The 20,124-nt window shown below is 60.9% G+C and carries 21 protein-coding genes; 12 read left to right on the top strand and 9 right to left on the bottom strand.

The annotated features are described in order from the left end of the window. Nucleotides 1-201 precede the first annotated feature (201 nt). From LQT98_RS20540 to LQT98_RS20520, 5 genes are all read left to right on the top strand, one after another. Entirely contained in the window at nt 202-876 is a 675-nt protein-coding gene (locus tag LQT98_RS20540; RefSeq protein ID WP_231464801.1) for a hypothetical protein, read from the top strand. 40 nt (nt 877-916) lie between these two features. Further along, entirely contained in the window at nt 917-1,645 is a 729-nt protein-coding gene (locus LQT98_RS20535; protein ID WP_231464799.1) for a hypothetical protein, read from the top strand. Between the two features lie 397 nt (nt 1,646-2,042). Continuing rightward, nucleotides 2,043-2,942 (top strand): hypothetical protein, encoded by a 900-nt coding sequence (locus tag LQT98_RS20530; protein ID WP_231464797.1) that lies wholly within the window; start codon nt 2,043-2,045, stop codon nt 2,940-2,942. 289 nt (nt 2,943-3,231) lie between these two features. Continuing rightward, nucleotides 3,232-3,789, top strand: coding sequence for a hypothetical protein (locus LQT98_RS20525; protein WP_231464795.1), 558 nt, complete (start codon nt 3,232-3,234; stop codon nt 3,787-3,789). 91 nt (nt 3,790-3,880) lie between these two features. Further along, entirely contained in the window at nt 3,881-4,396 is a 516-nt protein-coding gene (locus LQT98_RS20520) for a hypothetical protein (protein WP_231464793.1), read from the top strand. Nucleotides 4,397-4,916: 520 nt separating this feature from the next. On the opposite strand, the gene LQT98_RS20515 is transcribed toward LQT98_RS20520, so the two are convergent. The 5 genes from LQT98_RS20515 to LQT98_RS20495 form a co-directional block, all read right to left on the bottom strand. Beyond that, nucleotides 4,917-5,318 carry a phosphatase domain-containing protein gene (locus tag LQT98_RS20515; RefSeq protein WP_231464791.1) on the bottom strand — a complete coding sequence of 134 codons (402 nt, stop codon included), beginning with the start codon at nt 5,316-5,318 and terminating at the stop codon, nt 4,917-4,919. A 282-nt stretch (nt 5,319-5,600) separates the two neighbouring features. Next, the gene (locus tag LQT98_RS20510; protein WP_231464789.1) at nt 5,601-6,113 is read right to left on the bottom strand and encodes a hypothetical protein; all 513 of its coding nucleotides are present in this window, start codon (nt 6,111-6,113) and stop codon (nt 5,601-5,603) included. A gap of 492 nt (nt 6,114-6,605) precedes the next feature. Further along, nucleotides 6,606-6,860 carry a hypothetical protein gene (locus tag LQT98_RS20505; RefSeq protein ID WP_231464787.1) on the bottom strand — a complete coding sequence of 85 codons (255 nt, stop codon included), beginning with the start codon at nt 6,858-6,860 and terminating at the stop codon, nt 6,606-6,608. 377 nt (nt 6,861-7,237) lie between these two features. Continuing rightward, nucleotides 7,238-7,492, bottom strand: a complete 255-nt coding sequence (locus LQT98_RS20500; RefSeq protein ID WP_231464785.1) for a hypothetical protein — start codon at nt 7,490-7,492, stop codon at nt 7,238-7,240. Nucleotides 7,493-8,335: 843 nt separating this feature from the next. Next, the gene (locus tag LQT98_RS20495; RefSeq protein ID WP_048410418.1) at nt 8,336-9,271 is read right to left on the bottom strand and encodes a LysR family transcriptional regulator; all 936 of its coding nucleotides are present in this window, start codon (nt 9,269-9,271) and stop codon (nt 8,336-8,338) included. Between the two features lie 92 nt (nt 9,272-9,363). On the opposite strand from LQT98_RS20495, the gene LQT98_RS20490 reads away from it, so the two are divergent. From LQT98_RS20490 to prfH, 3 genes are all read left to right on the top strand, one after another. Further along, on the top strand, nt 9,364-10,137 hold the full coding sequence (locus tag LQT98_RS20490; protein WP_231464783.1) for an NAD(P)H-dependent oxidoreductase: 774 nt from the start codon (nt 9,364-9,366) through the stop codon (nt 10,135-10,137). A gap of 317 nt (nt 10,138-10,454) precedes the next feature. Beyond that, entirely contained in the window at nt 10,455-11,591 is a 1,137-nt protein-coding gene (locus LQT98_RS20485; protein WP_231464781.1) for an RNA ligase RtcB family protein, read from the top strand. After that, nucleotides 11,591-12,208 carry a peptide chain release factor H gene (gene prfH, locus LQT98_RS20480; protein ID WP_231464779.1) on the top strand — a complete coding sequence of 206 codons (618 nt, stop codon included), beginning with the start codon at nt 11,591-11,593 and terminating at the stop codon, nt 12,206-12,208. The genes LQT98_RS20485 and prfH overlap by 1 nt, the downstream gene beginning before the upstream one ends. 95 nt (nt 12,209-12,303) lie before the next feature. Here prfH and LQT98_RS20475 read toward each other — a convergent pair whose 3' ends face one another. The 3 genes from LQT98_RS20475 to LQT98_RS20465 form a co-directional block, all read right to left on the bottom strand. After that, nucleotides 12,304-12,936 (bottom strand): lytic polysaccharide monooxygenase auxiliary activity family 9 protein, encoded by a 633-nt coding sequence (locus LQT98_RS20475; RefSeq protein WP_048410420.1) that lies wholly within the window; start codon nt 12,934-12,936, stop codon nt 12,304-12,306. A gap of 377 nt (nt 12,937-13,313) precedes the next feature. Beyond that, nucleotides 13,314-14,141, bottom strand: a complete 828-nt coding sequence (locus tag LQT98_RS20470; protein ID WP_231464777.1) for a nucleotidyltransferase domain-containing protein — start codon at nt 14,139-14,141, stop codon at nt 13,314-13,316. A gap of 601 nt (nt 14,142-14,742) precedes the next feature. After that, nucleotides 14,743-15,963: an RtcB family protein gene (locus tag LQT98_RS20465; protein ID WP_331282573.1), complete on the bottom strand. Its 1,221-nt coding sequence runs from the start codon at nt 15,961-15,963 to the stop codon at nt 14,743-14,745. A gap of 276 nt (nt 15,964-16,239) precedes the next feature. Between LQT98_RS20465 and rtcR the strand changes: the two genes are divergently transcribed. From rtcR to LQT98_RS20445, 4 genes are all read left to right on the top strand, one after another. After that, entirely contained in the window at nt 16,240-17,832 is a 1,593-nt protein-coding gene (gene rtcR / locus LQT98_RS20460) for an RNA repair transcriptional activator RtcR (protein ID WP_231464775.1), read from the top strand. 79 nt (nt 17,833-17,911) lie between these two features. Further along, nucleotides 17,912-18,244 carry a metal-sulfur cluster assembly factor gene (locus tag LQT98_RS20455; protein WP_048410422.1) on the top strand — a complete coding sequence of 111 codons (333 nt, stop codon included), beginning with the start codon at nt 17,912-17,914 and terminating at the stop codon, nt 18,242-18,244. Further along, the gene (locus LQT98_RS20450; RefSeq protein ID WP_231464772.1) at nt 18,241-19,344 is read left to right on the top strand and encodes a hypothetical protein; all 1,104 of its coding nucleotides are present in this window, start codon (nt 18,241-18,243) and stop codon (nt 19,342-19,344) included. Before LQT98_RS20455 ends, LQT98_RS20450 begins: the two co-directional genes overlap by 4 nt. Continuing rightward, nucleotides 19,341-19,742 carry a hemerythrin domain-containing protein gene (locus LQT98_RS20445; protein WP_231464770.1) on the top strand — a complete coding sequence of 134 codons (402 nt, stop codon included), beginning with the start codon at nt 19,341-19,343 and terminating at the stop codon, nt 19,740-19,742. Before LQT98_RS20450 ends, LQT98_RS20445 begins: the two co-directional genes overlap by 4 nt. An 18-nt stretch (nt 19,743-19,760) precedes the next feature. Here LQT98_RS20445 and LQT98_RS20440 read toward each other — a convergent pair. Continuing rightward, a partial coding sequence (locus LQT98_RS20440; protein ID WP_231464768.1) for a LysR substrate-binding domain-containing protein occupies nt 19,761-20,124 on the bottom strand: 364 nt, incomplete at its 5' end.

The following is a 20,124-nucleotide window of genomic DNA, read 5'->3' as shown; positions in this document are numbered from 1 at the left end:
TGCTGCGCCAGGCGCTGGAACAGGCCGCCGCCGCCGCCAATCCCACCCTGATAGAAATCGAAGCTTGAAGCGCGCGCCGGCCCGACCCCGGGCCGCGCGCCGCAAACTCAATTTGCATACAGCCCGGCCGCGGCGATAACATGGCTTATCCACGGCGGCACCCGCCCCGCAAGCAATGCGAGACCGGCTCCGGGCATCCCTATGAGAGAACTCGAAATTGTCGAACAACTGGTCCTGGGCCTAGACCCGGCCGGCCGGCGCGATCCGTTGGGCACCCCCAAGGACCCGGCGCTGGACAAGGCGCGCGCGCAGTATTACGAGCAACTCAAGCGCGTCGCCAAACAACACGCCGCGGACCCGCCCACCGCGCCCGAGCCGCAGCCGGCTCCCGGCAGCGCGCGCCAGGGCCAGCGCTGGACCATAGCCGAAGACAACCGCCTAAGCATGCTATGGGAAGCCTCCCCCGCGCCGGTGCGCCAGCTATCGGAAAAACTGGGGCGCAGCCCGCTTGCCATCGTCTCCCGGTTGGTCCACTTAGGGCTATACGAGCACCAGCAAGCGGCGATGCAGGCCGACAACGCGCGCATGCAAACGCTAGACCTGCCGCCGCTCTGGGACGTGCCCGCCGCCGCGGAAACGTCGCCCACCAAACCCGCCGCACCGCCCACGGCAGACAAACAAGGCGCGGCCTGGACCGTGGCCGACGACCAGCAACTGAAAACTCTGTGGCACAGCCCGGCCCAGCCGGACAGCCAGGCCATCGCCAAACAACTGGGCCGCAGCCGCGGCGCCATCCTCGCCCGCCTGGTGCGCCTGGGCCTGTTCAGCGACCGCGACGCCGCCTATCAGGCGGACCTGGCGCGACAAACCGGCTAGCCGTCCCATCCTTTTCTAAATCACCAGTTCAAACGACATCATGGCATTCACCCTCGCAAATATTTTCAAGCCTCGTCCCCCACAGCAGCCGATTACACCGGCAGCAGTTCCAGCCACACAACCAAACGCGGTGCCAACACCGCCGCAAGCAATAGCGCCAATCCAGCCCCAAGCCTCCATCCCGCCCGCTAGCCCAGCACCGGCGCAACCCTCCACGCCTACCCCGCCGCCAGCCGCGGCTCAACCCTCCGTTCCCGCCAAGCCCGCTCCAAACACGGCGGAGAAAAAAGGCCATGAGGGCGAGAAAGCGCTGAACGCCTGGTTCCAGCAGCACAAGCTGGCCTATGTCGGCATCTGCCAGAACAAGAACAGCTTCGCCACCCTATTCCATGGCACGGCCAAGCGGCCGGACTTTCTGCTCTTGCTACCCTCGCTGGGCATGATCGCCATCGACGCCAAGAACTACACCCCATCGCGCGGCGAACTCACCCTCAGCCTGGAAGAAGAACTCAAAAAAGCGCTTACCTTCGAGCGGCTGTTTCGCCTGCCGCTGTGGTACGCCTACTGTGACAAGGGGAATATGGGCCAGAACTGGTACTGGATCAGTGCGCTGAAAGCGCTGGAAGTGGGTGAAGTGCGCGATGGTAGCAATGGGCAATTCCTGGCCATCAAGATGGAGCATTTTGAAACCATCGCCAACCCCAAGGATTTGGCCAAGCTGTATACCCATACTTTGCCGAGTTTGGAGAAGGTGGCGGCGGGGGTTTGATTAGAGAGGGTGGCTTTATAGTGGGGTATGTCGTTGTTCGGCTATTCGGCTGAGGCCACCACCCCGTAAAACAGCAACCAATGGCAGCTTTACACAATAAGCGTCCTCTGCTGGTGGTGTTTCAAGTGAATAGCAAAGTACACATGAAAAACTAGCAACATGATCATGAGCAGCCAGACTGGTGATCAATTCAGCCTGAATCTGCAATTCAAGCTGTAATGTCATTTGACAACCACCCCAAGCAGGATATCGGCTTGTATCTGATGTGGCACTACAACAGGCGGCTCCCGCATACAACCAACGCTGGCTTGCCACCGGCGGTATGGGAGCTACAACTCAAATCACTGTCTAGGATTTGTTGACCACTAACTAATTACAGCTTTATCTGGAGGTGTGTGTGTTTGATGATTTTGATCTGAGTGGGGTTGATTTTGACAGCGTGGAAGATCCGGAAATAGTCCTTAAGAAACGCCAAGAAGAGAATATTGAATTCTGGCACCTACTTCAGGTTGAACGGGGCAAAATCAAGGAGATACATGCGTACGGTGAGCTAGCTGGCGGTGTGAAAGAAATAGGGGATGGGGATAGCATTTTTGTTAGTGCCAAAAAACTGGGTGAAGGTAGCTGGCAACTGTCTCGAGAATTGACGGACAACTGGCAGAAAGCATTCCTACTTAACTATAAAGCGGCGAAAGTTACATGTGTAAAGCGCTCTGACTATGAAGCAAACCATGACTTTTTCTTGACGGTGGCACTGAGTGGGTGTCGCTTCACGCTCACCGAGACGCACGTACTGCATATTGCAGCGGACGCAGGCGTGGGGTCGGCAGGGCGGGATTTGGCTGAGAGCACAGCACTCAATGTTGTGCCGGGACGCAAGAGAAGCGTGTCGGTGACCAGCAAGGAAGGCTCCATACTCTATCATCCTATGCCCGCTGCAGCCCTTGCACATATCGCACTGCTGGAGGCTCTATCTGCCATATCTGGAAAGATGACCGCCGGTACAAATGCGGTTCAAATCGCACAGGATGTGGCGGACGTGATACGCCCCCTAACTGCGTCACAAGACACTGTCACTAAAGCGACCAAAAAGCTGAAAGAAAGCATTACCGGACAAGTGACCGAACCCTCCTCAATTGATGACATATGCATTCAGTTTGCAGATGCTGTGTCGAAAAAAGTGGTCAGTGTGAGCACGATGGTTAAAGGGGCATTTGTCGTTGGAATCAAGGGCAGTAACGCTTGGCACTATCACGCTCTGGTGAATGGTGTTTGGGCAGAAATTCTGCTTGGATAACCGGCCTTCTCTGGCGCTCCGCGCAGTTTGGTTTAGTGACTTCACCCCGTGAGTGTCACTCCTACAGGTCAAAAATCGTAGGGTAATGTACAACAGGGAACGCGACCATGGCGTCCGGCAGATTAGGTGTTCTTATACGGATTGGTTCATGACAAGTATTTTGAAAAATATGCCATTTGTGCAATATGATAGATATCAGCAATATCAATTAATATACGGACCTACTTGTCCGTATATACACTATTAGACTTCTTCGTACATCCTCTTCACGACTCAAGCAGGCACCAAAATGCACGCACGGAACTACACCGAACTTCCTGAAGCTGGGGTACTCGCTATTGAGTATTGCGGCGAGAATCTCGATATGAACGCGATTGCCGTAATCCAGCTCAACTTGCAGGCCATCGCAGAGAAGGTCGCGGCGCACGTGACCGGCGTCAGGATTTCAGAAGATGTACGAACTGCGTTCTCCCCGGGAATTACTGGTCGATTTGAATACACCTTGAATCCGACAATACGCCTAGTGCCCAATGAAATACGCATCGGCTCTCTCTTCGAGTACGTAATTCCATTCGTTCCAATTCTCACGGACCCAGATGTTCGTGCTGCGATGCAAGGAGTCTTAGGTAACATTATCTTCACCATCGGGAACTCGACTCCTGGAAACTACTTTCAAGCAGAAACAAAGGGAAAAACCCCGAGAGCCGCCACACCTCAAATCGAGATTGGGCCTAACGTTGCAGCAATCGCCGTTGCATTAGCGCAGCATGGCCCACAAGGTTTAACGATTCGTCACAAGGCTCCCGATGGAAGCGTTACCGAGGTGGAAATAAAACCCAACCCATGAGGAAATCTAACCTTTAGCTACAGCCGTCCGCCAAAAAGCTTCGCTTTATGCCGTCAGCTGAGCTCATACACTAGAGCCCGCTGGAGGCCATATGCCGGAAATTCCAGAGCCAGACTTCGATGACCCCAAGGAGGTTTATGCCTTCTTCGGATTGGCTATTTACAACGCCAATTTACTGGAGGCGAGTCTGATCAATCTGGCAGTTGTTCTAAACCTAGACAGAGTGAAGGTCATTACCCGAGACGTATTCGAGGCAACGTTTGGGGAAATGGAAGCTAAGACCCTAGGTCAACTTCTCAAGGCAACTCGAAAGCTGGTGAGTCTTCCTGTAGAGCTGGAGCCGGTCCTGGATGAGGCGCTGAGCAAAAGAAACTTTTTGGCGCATAGCTTCTTCAGAGTAAACGCTGAAGAGTTCACTCATGAACCCGGCAAGCGAGACATGATTGAGGAGCTCCGCGCTATGATTGGACTATTTCAACACGCTGATGCGCTGCTAACGCCGGTGTATATGTCGCTATGGAAAAAATACGGTGTAACGGAAGAGTTCATTGAGTCAGAGTTGGAGCGCACACATGCAAGGGTTGAAAAGAGGCATGGCGGGCTCTAACAATTCGCTGCAGGATCGACAGCCCTGACGGGTCGCGCCCTTAGCTCAAACGTTATGGCAGCTTTTCTGTTAACACCGGCCGTTCACACCCCGAATCGTTGAAGCTTGTATATGTCCGCAACCGGCCGGCAGCAGTCATGCCAGCACAAGTGCATGAACGACTGCTTCAGCCGAGTTAGAGGCGCTCAACAAATTTGCCTCAACCCACTTCTTTTGACCGCTCGCCTCCCCCTGCTCTATTCATCTCCACCGCATATCAGCAGCCGATCACCACCGCCCAAACCACCAGGCCTCACATAAAAAAAGCTCTCCCAAATCGGGAAGGCTTTGTTTGTATGAGGCGGGTGCTATCAGTGCTGAAGCCCGTGCTCACCATGCACATGCTGGTGAGCAATTTCCTCGGCCGTTGCCGCGCTCACGTCCACCACTTTGACGACAAAGCGCAGGGCTTTGCCACACAGCGGGTGATTAATAATAAAGGAGTACTAAAAAAACCCTCAAAAGAGGGCTTTTCACTTCATCAAACCTGGGCGCTGTTCAGCCCCAGCCCGCGCCACATATCGGCATGAGCATTGGAACGCTCAAAGAACATCCGAACAGGATATTTTATCTTGCCATTATGAAACCATTCATTCTTGATTTGCATGTAGTCGCGACTATCATCATCTGCACGCATCAGCAAATCGTAATCCTCTTCGAAACCCATGAAGTTTGAAATCAATTTTTTGACTTCTTCACGCTTGGATTCTTTGATGGAGGTTGTAATCAGGATGCGATATCCTGCACGATGCGGCCTCAAAGCCGTCAAAACTTGAATCAGATTCCAGTTATAAGAAGAATTTCCGTAAAACTCGGAAACCAAGTCAATACCAGAGATAATGGCACCAAGCTCAAAAGCCATGTAAGCATCTTCAACCGTCATTTCATTTTCCATAGCAATTCCCATAATTGAATGTTAGTTTTCCAAGTCAAATTAAGTTGGCCACACCGGAAATATCAAACTCCATCAACTGATAAATTCTGGCAAAGCTCATCTACTTAAAGCAGTGTATCCATAAAAGTACACAACGACAGTTTGACAAGTTTCACAACCATTCAAATGGTATCGACAAAACTCCAATTTGGTCCCTTAAGAGAATTAGCCTTTGCTCTTGGTAACGAAACCGCGCAGCCGGCCCCACCGGGCCGGCTGCTCTTCCCCGGCTTAGTTCCTCTTCTTGCGCCGTGGATTGCGCTGCACCGCGTACAGCTCATCCAGACTCAGATAGAAGCGCTGTACCGCTTCCACATGCCTCACCAGGTCGACCTGCTGCGCTCCCAGGTTCAACAACATCTCCAGATAGTTGAAGAAGCATTTGCAGAGGCTGCGGTGGTGGCCGCGGTCGCTGAAATCCATATCGCTGGTGATGCGGAACAACAGCCCGCGCGCGGAGTGTTGGCGGTTGAGTTTCAGCATCTGCGCCAGGTGAGCCGCGTATTGACGGCCCAAGGCGCAAGCTTCGAACTCATCCTTGGCTTCGGCCGGCTGCCAGTAATGCGGATGAGTGCGGCCTTCGATACGGCGGACGAAGGGCAGACTGAGGTCTTTGGCTTCGCTGCCGGCAAAGCGGTAGCGCGAGCGCGGCAACAGCGGCGCGAGTGGAGATACCCGGTTTGGGGCGTGAGTGGGGGACGAAGAAAGTGCTATGCCTAGCACCGGACGGACTGGCTTTACCATTTGCAACCTCCTGAGCAGAAGGGCCAAGCCGCAAAGCGGCAAGGCGGGCACATGACAAGAGTTGGTCTACCGGTGAATGCTTGCACAAGCCGGTGCGCCCATCAGGGCGCCACTTGCCACGGCCCGCCCGAATAGGCAAAGCAATGGCAACGGATACGCTGTGGAAACAGCGCATCCGCAACAAGCATTCATTATCGGGAGACCAATCCCGAGCGCCGCGATTGCTGCGGCGCGGGGGCTATTGTTGGCGAGTGCACAGGGAGAGTCAAGCCGGCGGCATCCGGCGCAGTGAATTCGTCTTGGGATCGCTGGCCAGCGGCGACGGAGAACAGCGCATCGGCATGGCGGTGCGGTATTGCAAGCTTGTTTGCGCTCTGGGGATGACAAATCAGGACCGAGCCATGCAATTGTTCCAGCAAAGAGCCGCAGGCCCGCGCTTACGCCGGCATACGGCTCTATTCACTTTGAGGTTTCAAGCATCAGGCTGCCCGATTAATTCCAGTTTGGGCTGCACTCTCCAGGGGGATAGTCGATACCACGGCACATGCAAGACTGACGTAGGCACTCTTCGACCAACCACTGATCGTGATCATCAGCGGAACGCGCTGTTGACTTCTTCTGCAAGTCTGAAGCCGACACCACTGGAGGCGTATCCACCTGCTTGCCATCGGCAGCGTTTGGAGCGGTAGCCGCGTAGCTCATCTGGAACAATGCGGACAGTAAAATGATTGATAGCGCTTTTTTCATAGCTACTCCCTTGCAATTAAATGCATAGTTTAAGTTACGGAGTGTCTATCCAATCGCCAGGCAATGCCAATGGGCATTACAATTAAACCCGATCACCAAAATAGCATTCAAAAAAAGCAAAACAAGAGTGAAACTGGAAGCATGCCAAGCAATGCTTGCATAAACTAGAATGCTGATCGAGCATTAAACAATATGGCCAACTCCTTGCAAAAATGGAGGAGAACCTGCAGAGACACCCTCATCAAAATGGCAGCCAAGCACTTATCTCCAATAAAGAACTCACGTATTTTCGCCTGAATACCGGCTTGGAGCCATATGCCGACACTCTGCGCCGACACATGGCCCATTAGTCTTTAATTAGAGTTCACTTTCTTACGCTACAAAGAGCTGCAAGCTCCAGGTGGATACTTGGTACCGCGGCACTGGCAGGTGTGACGCAGGCACTCTTCTTCCAGCCACCTATCGTGATCATCGCCATAGCGCCCCCTTGATTGCGGCTGCTTCAACAAATCAGAAGCCGACACCACTGGAGGCGTATCCACCTGCTTGCCATCCGCAGCGTTTGGAGCGGTAGCCGCGTAGCTCATCTGGAACAATGCGGACAGTAAAATAATTGATAGTGCTTTTTTCATAGCAACTCCCTTTCAATTAAATGAATAATTTAAATTACGGAGTGTTTACCCCATCACCATACAAGCCAATCAATATTACAATACAAGCTTTAAAGTCCAAACAGACCTGGTTGAAAAAAATGGATGATTATCAAGCCTCGATTACCATGGCAAGGTAAACCAGATGGGCATGAAAAGCCGTGCTCAGTACTGTGCTGCAGTGCAGTCTTTCCCGTTTAGGCACATCCACCAAAATGAAACCCAGCATTCTCTCTCCTCATCGATACTGCCGCGTTTCATTTGTGTATTAAGCTACACCAGACAACACAGAAAAATAACTGTTAATAAGTACAGTAATCCATATGGCGAAGCTAAGCCACGAGAACAAAACCCCGATATCATATCAACACCCTATTTAATAAATTGATTCGCCATGAAAATGACAAGATGGCGTGACAAACTAAAATAAGATCAATTGACTCACACGCCCCCCTAAATAAGAGCATGAAGAGAAAATACGATAAATTAGCCAGCACCCTCATAATTCTGAATCGTTGGATTCGGCAAATCAAAAGCGTGCATGGAGGTCTCGCCAGCAGAATAAACGCATGGCATCAATGAGGTGCGCGCTCAATAGCGCCAAGGACAGGAAGGGAAAAACGGTGGGTTGTGACATGAAGCTCAGAGCCAGAGAGGAGCTGCTTACGCTCCGCGGCGCGTCGTGAAGCCTTATTCCACAAGCGCCGCTTCGAAATCGAAGTGCCTCGCTTTCTCAACCTAGCAAGATCGTAAACACCCTCCAGACTCCGGTTTCAACGCGATGCCGTCGCGCCGACTCAAGCACTCGCGCCGGCGCTAAAACCGCTAGGACAACGGCACCGCGTCAGCCGCCGACCCCGCCTGGGCATTGACCAGGGTGACGATGAAATCCCGCATCCAGCGATGGCCGGGATGCTGCTGGGTGCGGTCGTGCCAGGCCATGCCCACTTCGAAGCTTTCGGTGGGCAGCGGAAACTCCACTTGCTTCAGCGCGTCGCCGCGTTCTTGCACCAGGCGCTGCGGCACCAGCGCGACAAAGTCGGACTGCGCCACCATTTCCGGCACAAACAGGAAGGACGCGGCGGACAAGGCCACGTTGCGGCGCAGGCCCAGCGCCGCCAGCGTGCGGTCCACCGGGGTGAAGAAGCCGTTGCCGTCCAAGGACACGATGACGTGGTCCAGCGCCGCGTATTCTTCCACGCTCAGCCCTTCTTTCAAGCTTGGGTGATCACGGCGGCCAATCAGCACATAGTGTTCGTCGAATAGCCGGCAGCTGTTCAGCTTGGACGGGGCCGCCGGCGGGGTCAGCAGCGCCAGGTCCAGATCGCCCTGCTCCAGTTGCGCTTCCAGCCGGTGCAGATCCAGCGCGCGCACCGCCACCCGCACGCCGGGCGCGCTTTTGCGCAGTTCCCGCGCCAGCGGGATCAGCAGCGCGGCTTGCAGGTAATCGGTGCAGGCGATGGACACGGTCAGCTCGGCGCTGGCCGGTTCGAAATCCTGATGCCCGGCCACGGTGGCGCGCACTTCGTTCAGCGCCTTGCGCAAGGGCTCGAACAGTTCCAGCGCCTTGGCGGTGGGATACATGCCGCGGTGGACGGCCACCAGCAGCGGGTCGTCAAACAACTCGCGCAGGCGGTTCAATTGCGCGCTCACCGCCGGCTGGCTCAGGCTCAGCCGCGCGGCCGCGCGGGTCACGTTCTGTTCCACCAGCAAGGCTTCCAGCGTCACCAGCAGATTGAGGTCGAGTCGTTTGGTATCCATCTGATGAATAGTAAGCAATAAAAACCGTGATTTCACGGATAGTTGACCGCGCGTCAGACTGCGGCTTTCCACTCTTGCCCACTGGAGGCCGCATGAACCGACAAGCCCTGATCATCCACGCCCACCCGGACCCCAACTCGCTCACCGCCCAGTTCGCCGCGCTGGCGCGGCAGAGCTTGCAACAGCAAGGCCATGTCGTGATGGAGTCCGACCTCTACGCAATGAACTGGAAAGCCGGCGCCGATGCGCGGGATTTCCCGGACCGGCTCAATCCGCAGCGGCTGTTCCTGATCTCCGAATCCCAACACGCTTACGCCAGCGGCCGACAAAGCGCCGATGTGGCGGCCGAACAGCAAAAGCTGCTGGCGGCGGATTTGGTGATCATGCTGTTTCCGCTGTGGTGGTACGGCTTGCCCGCCTTGCTCAAGGGTTGGATTGACCGAGTCTACGCTTACGGCTTCGCCTATGGCTACCGCAACGAGGGTAATCGCTGGCGCTACGGCGATGGCGCGCTGAGCGGCAAGCGCGCGATGCTGGCCACCATGGTGGGCGGACCGGCGCGGGACTACGGCCCGCGCGGCATCAACGGGCCGCTGGAGCAACTGTTGTTTCCAGTGACACACGGCTGCCTGTTCTACCCCGGCATGGCGGTGCTGCCCACCCATGCGGTGTACGACGCCAACCGTCTCGCCGGCGCGGAGTTGGACGTGGCCAAGGACGCCTGGCGGCAAAGACTGCTTGGCGTGTTCGACGAGACGCCGATTCCGTTCCGCCGCCAGAACGGCGGCGATTATCCGGACGGCCATACGCTGGACGCGCAAGTGGCGGCCGGAGCCGAGGGACTGGACGCGCATATCGCCGGCTGACGGCGAGGCCGCGGCGCATGCGTATTGCATCGCCGCGGTTTCTGCGTTACGATGCCGGCCTTTCTTCCATCACGCAGCCAAGGAGACCATCATGCGGCATACAGCATCCTTCCTGGCAGAGCGCGCCCAAGCTTGATCGATTCCCCCGCGCCCGGCATTGCCGCCGCGCGCGTCGAATGGCCTCCGGCCCCGGCTCTGCCCTAGCCAACGCATTTCATTCAATACCGTTTTACTGAACCCTCCGGCTCAGGACCGCATTGCGCCTGCGCGCTCGTCGCGCCATGCCGCCGCCGTTCTCCGGAGGGATGGAATTTTTCATGGGCAATTGCATGCAAACCCTGTCCGAGACCGTCACGCTGCTGGCCTCGGACGACACCTGGATCGAGGGCGCCGCGATCCAGCAACTTCACACTAGCGCCGCGCTGCCGGGCATGGCCCGCGTGGCCGGCATGCCGGACCTGCACCCCGGCCGCGGCTATCCGGTGGGCGCGGCTTTCTTCGCCGTCGGCCATGTCTACCCGGCCTTGATCGGCGGCGACATCGGCTGCGGCATGGCGCTGTGGCGCACGGATCTCGCCGTCGGCAAATTGAGCGCGGACAAGCTGGACAAACGGCTGGGCAATCTGGACGGCCCGCTGGACGAGGACTGGCGCGAACGGGTGGCGGCGCTGGCGCTGCCGGCCAGCGGTTTCGACAGCGCGCTGGGCACCATAGGCGGCGGCAATCACTTCGCCGAGCTGCAACGCGTGGACCGGATTTACGACACCGAACGCGCCGCCGCGCTGGCGTTGGACCCCAAGCGGCTGTTGCTGCTGGTGCATAGCGGCTCTCGCGGCCTGGGCCAGGCCATTCTGCGCGAGCAGGTGGACCGCCACGGCCACGCCGGCCTGCTGGAGGACAGCGCGGACTGCGCCGCCTACCTGGCGCGTCACGATGCCGGCCTGCGCTTCGCCGAGGCCAACCGGCTGCTGATTGCGCGGCGCATGCTGGAGCGGCTGCGCGCCGACGGCGAAGCGCTGCTGGACGTCAATCACAACCTGGTGTCGCCGGCGCGCATCGGCGGCGTCGACGGCTGGCTGCACCGCAAGGGCGCCACGCCGGCGGACGCCGGCTTGGTGGCGATTCCCGGTTCGCGCGGGGATTTCACTTATCTGGTGGAGCCGCTGCCCAGCGAGCTGAGCCTGTTGTCGCTGGCGCACGGCGCCGGCCGCAAATGGATGCGCAGCGAGTGCAAGGACCGGCTGTCGCGGCGTTTCAGCCCGGCGCAGCTGGCGCGCACCCGCTTGGGCGGCCAGGTGATCTGCCAGGATAGGCAGTTGATCTACGAGGAGGCGCCGGAGGCTTACAAGCCGGTGGACAGCATTGTCGACACCCTGGTCCAGGCCGGCCTGGTGCGGCCGCTGGCGCGGCTGGCGCCGGTGCTCACCTATAAAACCCGCGGGGAGTGCTGCTGATGATTCTGCTGCAAATCTCCGCCGCCCAAGGGCCGGAAGAGTGCTGCCTGGCAGTGGCCAAGGCGCTGGCGCGCGTGCAGGCGGAAGCCGAGGCGCATGGCCTGCGGCTGACACTACTGGAGCAGGAAGACGGCCCGCGAGCCGGCACCTTGCGCTCGGCCTTGCTGGCCCTGGAGGGCGAAGCCGCCGAGGCGCTGGCGGCGCGATGGATAGGCACGTTGCAATGGCGCGCCGCCAGCCCGTACCGGCCGCGCCATCCGCGCAAGAACTGGTTTATCGGCGTGGCGCGCTGCCCGGAGCCGACCGCAGAACTGGCCGGGGAAATCCGCTTCGAAACCCTGCGCGCGTCCGGCCCCGGCGGCCAGCACGTCAACCGTACGGAATCAGCGGTGCGCGCCACGCATATCGCCAGCGGCATCAGCGTCAAGGTTCAATCGGAACGCAGCCAGCACGCCAATAAGCGGCTGGCGCTGCGCCTGATCGCGCTGAAGCTGGAGCAACTGGCGGAGCGGGACGCGGCCGGCGCGCGCGCGGCGCGGCGCTTGCTGCATCATCAGGTGGCGCGCGGCAATCCCTGCCGGGTGTTCGTGGGCGAGCGTTTCGAGGCAATGACTTAAGCCGTTCCTGCCTCGCGCACTCAGTCAAACCGCCCGTCGTCACGGCCTGGTATTCCGGCCGCGCGGCGGGCGGTTTTTTCATTCCGGCCGCCGGCTCAACCGAAGTCGAAATCGATCACTTGGTAGAAGGCATTGCCGGTGTCGGCCACTTCCCATACCGCCAGCACCACGTGGTAGCCCTTGCGCTCCGGCAGCCTGACTTGGTGAATGGTGGGATCCGGCGGTGTCAGCGCGTCGTTGTGCGACCAATAGGGTTGGGCGGTCAGTTCCACCTTGTGGAACGGTTCGGCCTCGAACTGGGCGCGGCTCAGCGGCTGGTTCGGGTTCCAGTCCGGCTTGGTGATGAAGTAGTTCCAGCGCCGGGTCAGGTGGATGGCGTGATAGCTCCATTGAAAGTCCAGGCTCTGCCCGGGCTTGACCGGGTGCTTGTGCCAACGCTCGGCGCTCTGTTCGTCCAGCACCGCGGCGAAAGCCTGGCCGGCGCTGGCGATCTTGCCGTCCGCCGGCGGCGCCACATTGGCCACATCGTCCGGCGCCAGCGGATCGCGCAGACCACCCACGGCGGCGGGGAAGAATTTGCCGCTTTCCAAGCCGTTGACATGCCAGCTTTGCAGCGGGCATTGGGCGTTGACGCCATCCACGCAGAACTGGCCACGCGATTCCGGCTTGAATACTTGGCCATGGCGCGGCTGCTGGCCCGGCCTGGATTGGACATTAGAGAAGCTCATCACGATACCCCCGGTTGAAGAACCTGTTTACGATCTGCTGCGCGTCGTGAAACGTGACGCGGTGAGCACAGCTTCGAAATGCTCATGTACCACTTGTACATTCCGCTTTCTCAGCCGCAACGCCTTGTCTCGCCTTAGCTCGCGAGATCATAAACACGCTCTGAGAGCCGCTTCACAGTCCGCCGCGCCGCGGCTGAAAACGGCGGCGGAATGCTCATATAGCGTATGGGCATTCTATTTCTTCCGCTGATTTCGCCCTGGCGCGCGGGCCGTGGAACAGGCTCTATTTAAGTGATAAAGGGCCAGCGGCCGGCATTGACGCCGTACCGCCGACCCAGTCATCTTATTATTCCATTTGGATAAATAATGCTGTCCTTTCAGCTGGACACCCGTTGCGGCGATTGGTCTAAGGGACTGGCCAGCCGCCACAGCGCCTGATCCAGCCGCGCGCCATCCCCGGCTGGCAGCGCCAACGGCGGCGGCTCCGGCACGCACTGCTCCAGCCGCTCCTGAATGAAGGCGTCGATACGTGGCCGGCGCGGCCCCGCCAGCGTTTCAGCGCCGGATAGCTTGGCAGCCAGCAGCCGGTTGATGTCGGCGGCCAGTTCCGCGTCGTCTATGCCGGCGGCGGCCAGCTCGGCGAAGCGCAGCGGCGGCATGCCGCGCCCGGCGTCCAACCAGGCCACCGCCAACAAGGCGCGCAGCGCGTACAGATACTTCTTGGGCTGAACCTGATCGCCGCGCAGATAGGTATTGGCCACCTTGCGCGCCATGGCCAGGTAGTGCCAGCGGCATTTGCGCTCCGAGCGGAATTCCGGCGCCAGCGCGCGCAGCAGCCGCAGCGCCTGGGGATCGGCGCGATAGACCAGCGGCGATTGCAGCCATTCGCTCAGCGCCGGGTTGGAGTCGTGCAACAGGCGCAGCGCCTTGCGCAGCTCCCAGCCGCTGAGGTCCAGCGCGTCGCTGATCGGCTGTTCGATCACATCGCGCTGAGGCATCACCCGTAAATACCACTCTGGCTCGTGCACATAGATAAAACGCACATCGTAATCGCTGTCCGGCGAGGGAAAGCCCCAGGCGCGGCTGCCGGATTCGCAGGCGTACAACACCCTCACCCGGTGTCGCCGCTCCAGTGCGTCCAGTTCGCGCAGCACCCGCGCGCGCATGGCGTCGTCCAGCGGGTGTTGAAATAAAAATTCGTGCATGTCTGTCTCCAGAGCGCCAGCAGGGCCAGGGCCAGAGACAAGGCGACCCCGGCGGACATGCCGGCGACAGATACTTGATTTTCAGACGCCTATCCATGCTATCGCGGCCCCGAACAAGACAAGGCGACAGCGCCTGCAGAAGCGGGATGCGCAGGCGGCACATTGAGCATTCCGAAGGCGCGCCCACCGTGTCACACCTCACGAGGCGCGGCAGACATTGAACAGGTTCTAAGAGCCTGTTTACAATCTCGCGAGCTAAGGCGAGACAAGGCGAAAACCAGCGAAAAAGCGGAATGTACAGGTGGTACATGAGCATTTTGAGCTTGGTTTCAACGCCCATTTCTATCCATCCCGCCAACACGCAGCAGATCGTAAACAGGTTCTAGGCGAAGCCGACGGTTTGACGCCCGCTTCCCAACCCTGGCACGGGCGACGCGACTGGCGGTCGCTCGCGGCACAGGCGTTGCAGCTTCGCACAAGACTTAATGAGTCGGCCTTGAACCGTGGTCGGCCGCGCCAGGCCGACAAGGCGCACGGCTTGCGCCGTCACGCCCTCGCCTGGAGCGGCTTGCGCCGGCCATGGCGTCAACCATCGCTAGCCTCAGCCTTTGACGCAGACGATCTGACGCAGGGTGTGCACCACCTCCACCAGGCTGGACTGGGCCGCCATCACCGCGTCGATGTCCTTGTAGGCCATCGGGATCTCGTCGATCACGCCGACGTCCTTGCGGCATTCCACATGGGCGGTGGCGCGGCGCTGGTCTTCGATGTCGAAGCGGCGCTTGGCCTCGGTCCGGCTCATGGTGCGGCCGGCGCCATGGCTGCAGGAGCAGAAGGCGTCCTCATTGCCCAGGCCGCGCACGATGAAGCTCTTGGCACCCATGGAGCCGGGGATGATGCCCAGTTGGCCCTTGTGCGCGGCCACCGCGCCCTTGCGCGTCACCAGCACCTCTTGGCCAAAGTGGGTTTCGCGCTGCACATAGTTGTGGTGGCAGTTCACCGCTTCCACTTCGGCGTCGAAAGGCTTGGCGATCACCGTGCGCGCGGCGTCCACCACGTGGCGCATCATCAGCAGGCGGTTCTGGCGCGCGTAGTCCTGCGCCCAGCCCACCGCTTCCACGTAGTCGTCGAAATGGCGGCTGCCTTCTTCGAAGTAAGCCAGTTCACGGTGCGGCAGATTGGCGATGTGCTGGCGCATATCGGCCTGGGCCAGTTCGATGAACAGGTTGCCGATGGCGTTGCCGACGCCGCGCGAACCGGAGTGCAGCATGAACCAGACCCGGTCTTCTTGATCCAGACAGACCTCTACAAAGTGATTGCCAGTGCCCAGCGTGCCCAGATGGGCATGGTTATTGGTTTTCGCCAGCTTGGGGTATTTGGCGACGATGGCCTCGAAGCCCGGCAGCAACCGCGCCCAGGCCTGGTCCACGCTGGCCGGCGGCCGGCCCCAGGCGCCCTTGTCGCGGCCGGAGCGGGTGGAACTGCGGCCATGCGGCACCGCGGCTTCGATCGCGCTGCGCAGGCCGCCCAGCTGATCCGGCAAATCCGCCGCCCGCAGCGAGGTGCGCGCCGCCATCATGCCGCAGCCTATGTCCACGCCCACCGCCGCCGGGATGATGGCGCCGCGGGTGGGAATCACGCTGCCTATGGTGGAGCCCTTGCCTAGATGCACGTCCGGCATCACCGCCAGGTGTTTGTAGATGAAGGGCAGTTGCGCGGTTTGCAGCAGCTGAGCGCGGGCGGCTTCTTCCACCGGCACGCCTTGCGTCCACATTTTGATAGTTGCGCCATTGGGCGCTTGCAGAGTTTGATATTGGTTCACGGTTTGTTTTCTTTCTTGTTGATGTCTGGGCAGCCGGGCCGCTGCCTCTGGATCGCCCCGGGGACGGAAACACCGGCCCATGCCGATGTTCCCACGCCCTCCTCCATTCATATAGCCAGAAGCGTGCCAGCGCTTAGACTCCGGAAAATAAAATAGCCAATCCATTGATATTTAATAATAAAAACTAATTTCACCACAAACCGCTCGCGACCCATCTGGAATCGCCCGCTTATTTTGCGATAATATAATCTAGTTTTTTATCTAAAAAGATAAGCCATGCGCGATACGGTAGCGATAGGATTCCTGGGCACGGTGCTGGACCGGCGCGGTCATGGCGCCGAACGCTGGAAGAAATGGCGGCCCAGCGTGGGTATTTGCGCCCAGCCGCAGATGCCGCTGCGGCGGCTGGAGCTGCTGCACGACAACCACCATCTGAGACTGGCGCAGCTGACCGCCGAGGATATCGCCGCGGTGTCGCCGGACACCGAGGTGAGGCTGCACGCGGTCAATCTGCAAGACCCGTGGGATTTCGAGGAAATGTACGCGACGCTGCACGATTTCGCCGCGCGCTATCCCTTCGACACCGAGCGCGAGGACTACCTGGTCCACATCACCACCGGCACCCATGTGGCGCAAATCTGCTGGTTCCTGCTCGCCGAGTCCCGCCATTTGCCGGCGCGGCTGCTGCAAAGCTCGCCGGCGCGCCAGGGCGAGCGCCTGGCCGGCGAGGCCAGCGTCATCGACCTGGACCTGTCGCGCTATGACCAGATCGCGCAGCGCTTTCAGCGCGAGAGCGACGATACGGTGTCCTTCCTCAAGGCCGGCATCGCCACCCGCAATCCGCGCTTCAACCGCATGATCGAACAGATCGAGCGGGTGGCGACGCGCTCCGACGCGCCCATCCTGCTCAGCGGCCCCACCGGCGCCGGCAAGAGCCAGCTGGCGCGCCGGCTGTACCAGTTGAAGAAGGCGCGCCGCCAGCTGGACGGCGCCTTCGTCGAGGTCAATTGCGCCACCTTGCGCGGCGATAGCGCGATGTCGGCGCTGTTCGGCCATGTGAAAGGCGCGTTCACCGGCGCGCACGCCGAGCGCGCCGGCCTGCTGCGCGGCGCCGACGGCGGCATGCTGTTCCTCGACGAAATCGGCGAACTGGGCCTAGACGAGCAGGCGATGCTGCTCAAGGCCATAGAGGAGAAGCGCTTTTTCCCCTTTGGCGGCGACCGCGAGACCGGCAGCGATTTTCAGCTGATCTGCGGCACGGTGCGCGATCTGCGCCAATGGGTGCGCGACGGCCGCTTCCGCGAGGACCTGTACGCGCGCATCAATCTATGGAGTTTCGAGCTGCCCGGCCTAGCCGAGCGCCGCGAGGACATCGAGCCCAATCTGGAATTCGAGCTGGCGCGCCATGCCGAGCAATCCGGCCGTCGCGCCCGCTTCAACGCCGAGGCACGCCGCGCCTACCTCGCCTTCGCCGCCGCGCCGCAGGCGCGCTGGCAGGGCAATTTCCGCGAGCTGTCGGCATCGGTGACGCGGATGGCGACGCTGGCCGACGCCGGCCGCATCGACGAGGACGGCGTGGCCGAGGAGATCGCGCGGCTGCGCCACGGCTGGCAAGATTCCATGCCGGAACAGACACCGGCGTTGCTGGACCCGGAACGGCTGGCGCGGCTGGATCTGTTCGACCGCATGCAGCTGGAAGGCGTGCTGCGCGTGTGCGCCGAGTCCGCCACTCTGTCCGAGGCGGGCCGCAAGCTGTTTGCCGCCTCGCGCCAGCTCAAGGCCCAGCCCAACGACGCGGATCGGCTGCGCAAATACCTCGCGCGCTTTGGGCTGGATTGGGAACAGACGCAGCACCGTGATTTAGGCTGAACGGCCTATTGCCCGGCCTCCGCCAGCGGCGTAGCATCCATAAGGTGTAAAAAATATATACCTTAAAAAGGCGACCACCATGTCGGACCCGCTCTCACCTGAACAGCAACAAGAAGTGGACTTGGCGCGCAGCTTGCTGCGCCAGGTCATAGACCCTGAAATCGGCGTCAACATCATTGATCTCGGCCTGGTCTACCGCATCGAGCCGCAGCCGGAACAGCTGCTGATCGACATGACCATGACCTCGCCCGCCTGCCCGATGGGCGAGATGATTCTGGACGAGGTGGAGTTCGCGCTCACCCATGGCCTGCCGCCGCAGCGCCGCATCCATGTCAATCTGGTATGGGAGCCGGCCTGGTCGCCAGAACGGATGAGCGAGGACAGCCGCCGTCACTTCGGCTGGCAGGCATGAGCCCGGCGCAGGCGCTGCGGCTGCCTTGGCTGGCCCTGGCGGCGCTAGCCCTGTTCAGCGGCGCGCTGGCCGGCCTGGCGCGCCTGGGCTGGACCACGCCGGCTTATGCGGCGGCGCTGGCCAGCCAGCACGCGGCCTTGATGATAGGCGCCTTCTTCGGCTGCGTGATCAGCCTGGAGCGCGCGGTGGCGCTGAAGCGGAACTGGGCGCTGCTGGCGCCGGCCGGAGCCGGATTGGCCGGCCTGAGCCTGATCGCCGGCCTGCCTCCCGCCGCGGCCCCGCTGTTGCTGACGCTGGCGGCCGCCGTGCTGCTGGCCGGCAGCCTGTTGGTATGGCGGCGGCAGCCCGCCGCTTTCACCGCGACGCTGGCCGCCGCCGCGCTGTGCTGGCTGCTGGGCAATCTGGCCTGGCTGCTGGGCGGCGATGCGCAGCCGGCGATTCCCTGGTGGCTGGCCTTCCTGGTGCTGACCATTGCCGGCGAACGGCTAGAGCTGACCCGGTTGCTGCCGCTGTCCGCGTCGGCGCGGCACGGCTTCGCGCTGGCGGCCTTGGCGCTGTGCGCCGCCGCCGCCCTGAGCCTGTGGCTGCCGGACGTCGGCTTGCGCCTGTACGCCGCGGCGCTGCTGGCGCTGGCCGCCTGGCTGCTGCGCCATGACATCGCCCGCCGCAATGCGCGCCAGCGCGGGCTGACCCGCTACATCGCCATAGCCCTGCTCTGCGGCTATGGCTGGCTGGCCGTCGCCGGCGCGCTCGGCCTGGCCGGCGCGCTGCTGCCCGGCCACCCCTGGCGCGACGCGGCCTTGCACGCGCTGGGTCTGGGCTTCGTGTTTTCCATGGTGTTCGGCCACGCTCCCATCATCATCCCGGCGCTGACGCGGCTGAAGCTGCCCTATAGCCCGGCGTTCTACGCGCCGCTGGCGGCCCTGCATCTGTCCTTGCTGCTGCGGCTGGGCGGCATGCTGGACGGCCGCTTCGCCTGGCGCAGCGCGGCCGGCCTGCTGAACGCGTTGACGCTGCTGGCCTTTGTCGCCTTGCTGCTGGCCAGCCTGCGCCGCGGCCGCGCGCCGGCGTCCCGATCTCTGAAAGAACCCTCGTCATGAAGCGACACCCCGCCTTGCTGGAACTGTCCCGCGAACATCACCAGGCGCTGAAAATGGCGCGTCAGGCGCGCTTGGCCGCCGCCAGCGGCGAACCGGAGCGGCAGGCCCGCCTGGCTGCCGAACTGCAAGCCTGGAGCGCCGATGCGCTGGAGCGGCATTTCATCGAAGAAGAAACCATGCTGTTTCCACGGCTGGCGCAAAGCGAACACGCCGCGCTGGCCATCAGGGCATTGGACGAGCACCGCCGGCTGCGCGCGCTGAGCGCCGAGCTGGCGGCGCCGAACGCGACGACGCTGGCGCGCTTCGCCGAGTTGCTGGAAGCGCATGTGCGCTTCGAGGAGCGCGAGCTGTTCGAACGCTGCCAGGCCGGCCTGCCCGCCATCGACAGCGCCGGCTGACGGTCCGGCCGCGGGCTCTCAATCGGCACAGTCGTTGCGCGCCAGATCCAGCGCCATCTGCCGGCGCAGCCAGTCCAGCACCGCCTGCCGGCGCGTGTCGCCTTCAAACGGCCGTGGCGACAACAGCACATAGCTGGAGCCGTCGGCGCGGAAGCCGGCCGGCGCCGTCAGCTGGCCCAATGCCAAGGCGTCCGCCGCCATATAGACCGAGGCGATGGCCTGCCCCAGCCCGGCCTCGGCCGCTTGCAGGCTGAGATAGAAATGTTCGAAGCGGCCGGCCTCGGCGCGGGCCATCTCTCCCTGCGCCGTCAGCCAGCGGCTCCAGGCTTCCGGCCTGCTGTCCGCGTGCAGCAGGGGCAGGCCGCGCCAATCACCGCCGGCC

It is taken from the genome of Chromobacterium aquaticum (assembly GCF_021129195.1).
Classification (GTDB): Bacteria; Pseudomonadota; Gammaproteobacteria; order Burkholderiales; family Chromobacteriaceae; genus Chromobacterium; species Chromobacterium aquaticum.
This window is presented reverse-complemented; position numbering and strand designations above follow the sequence as displayed.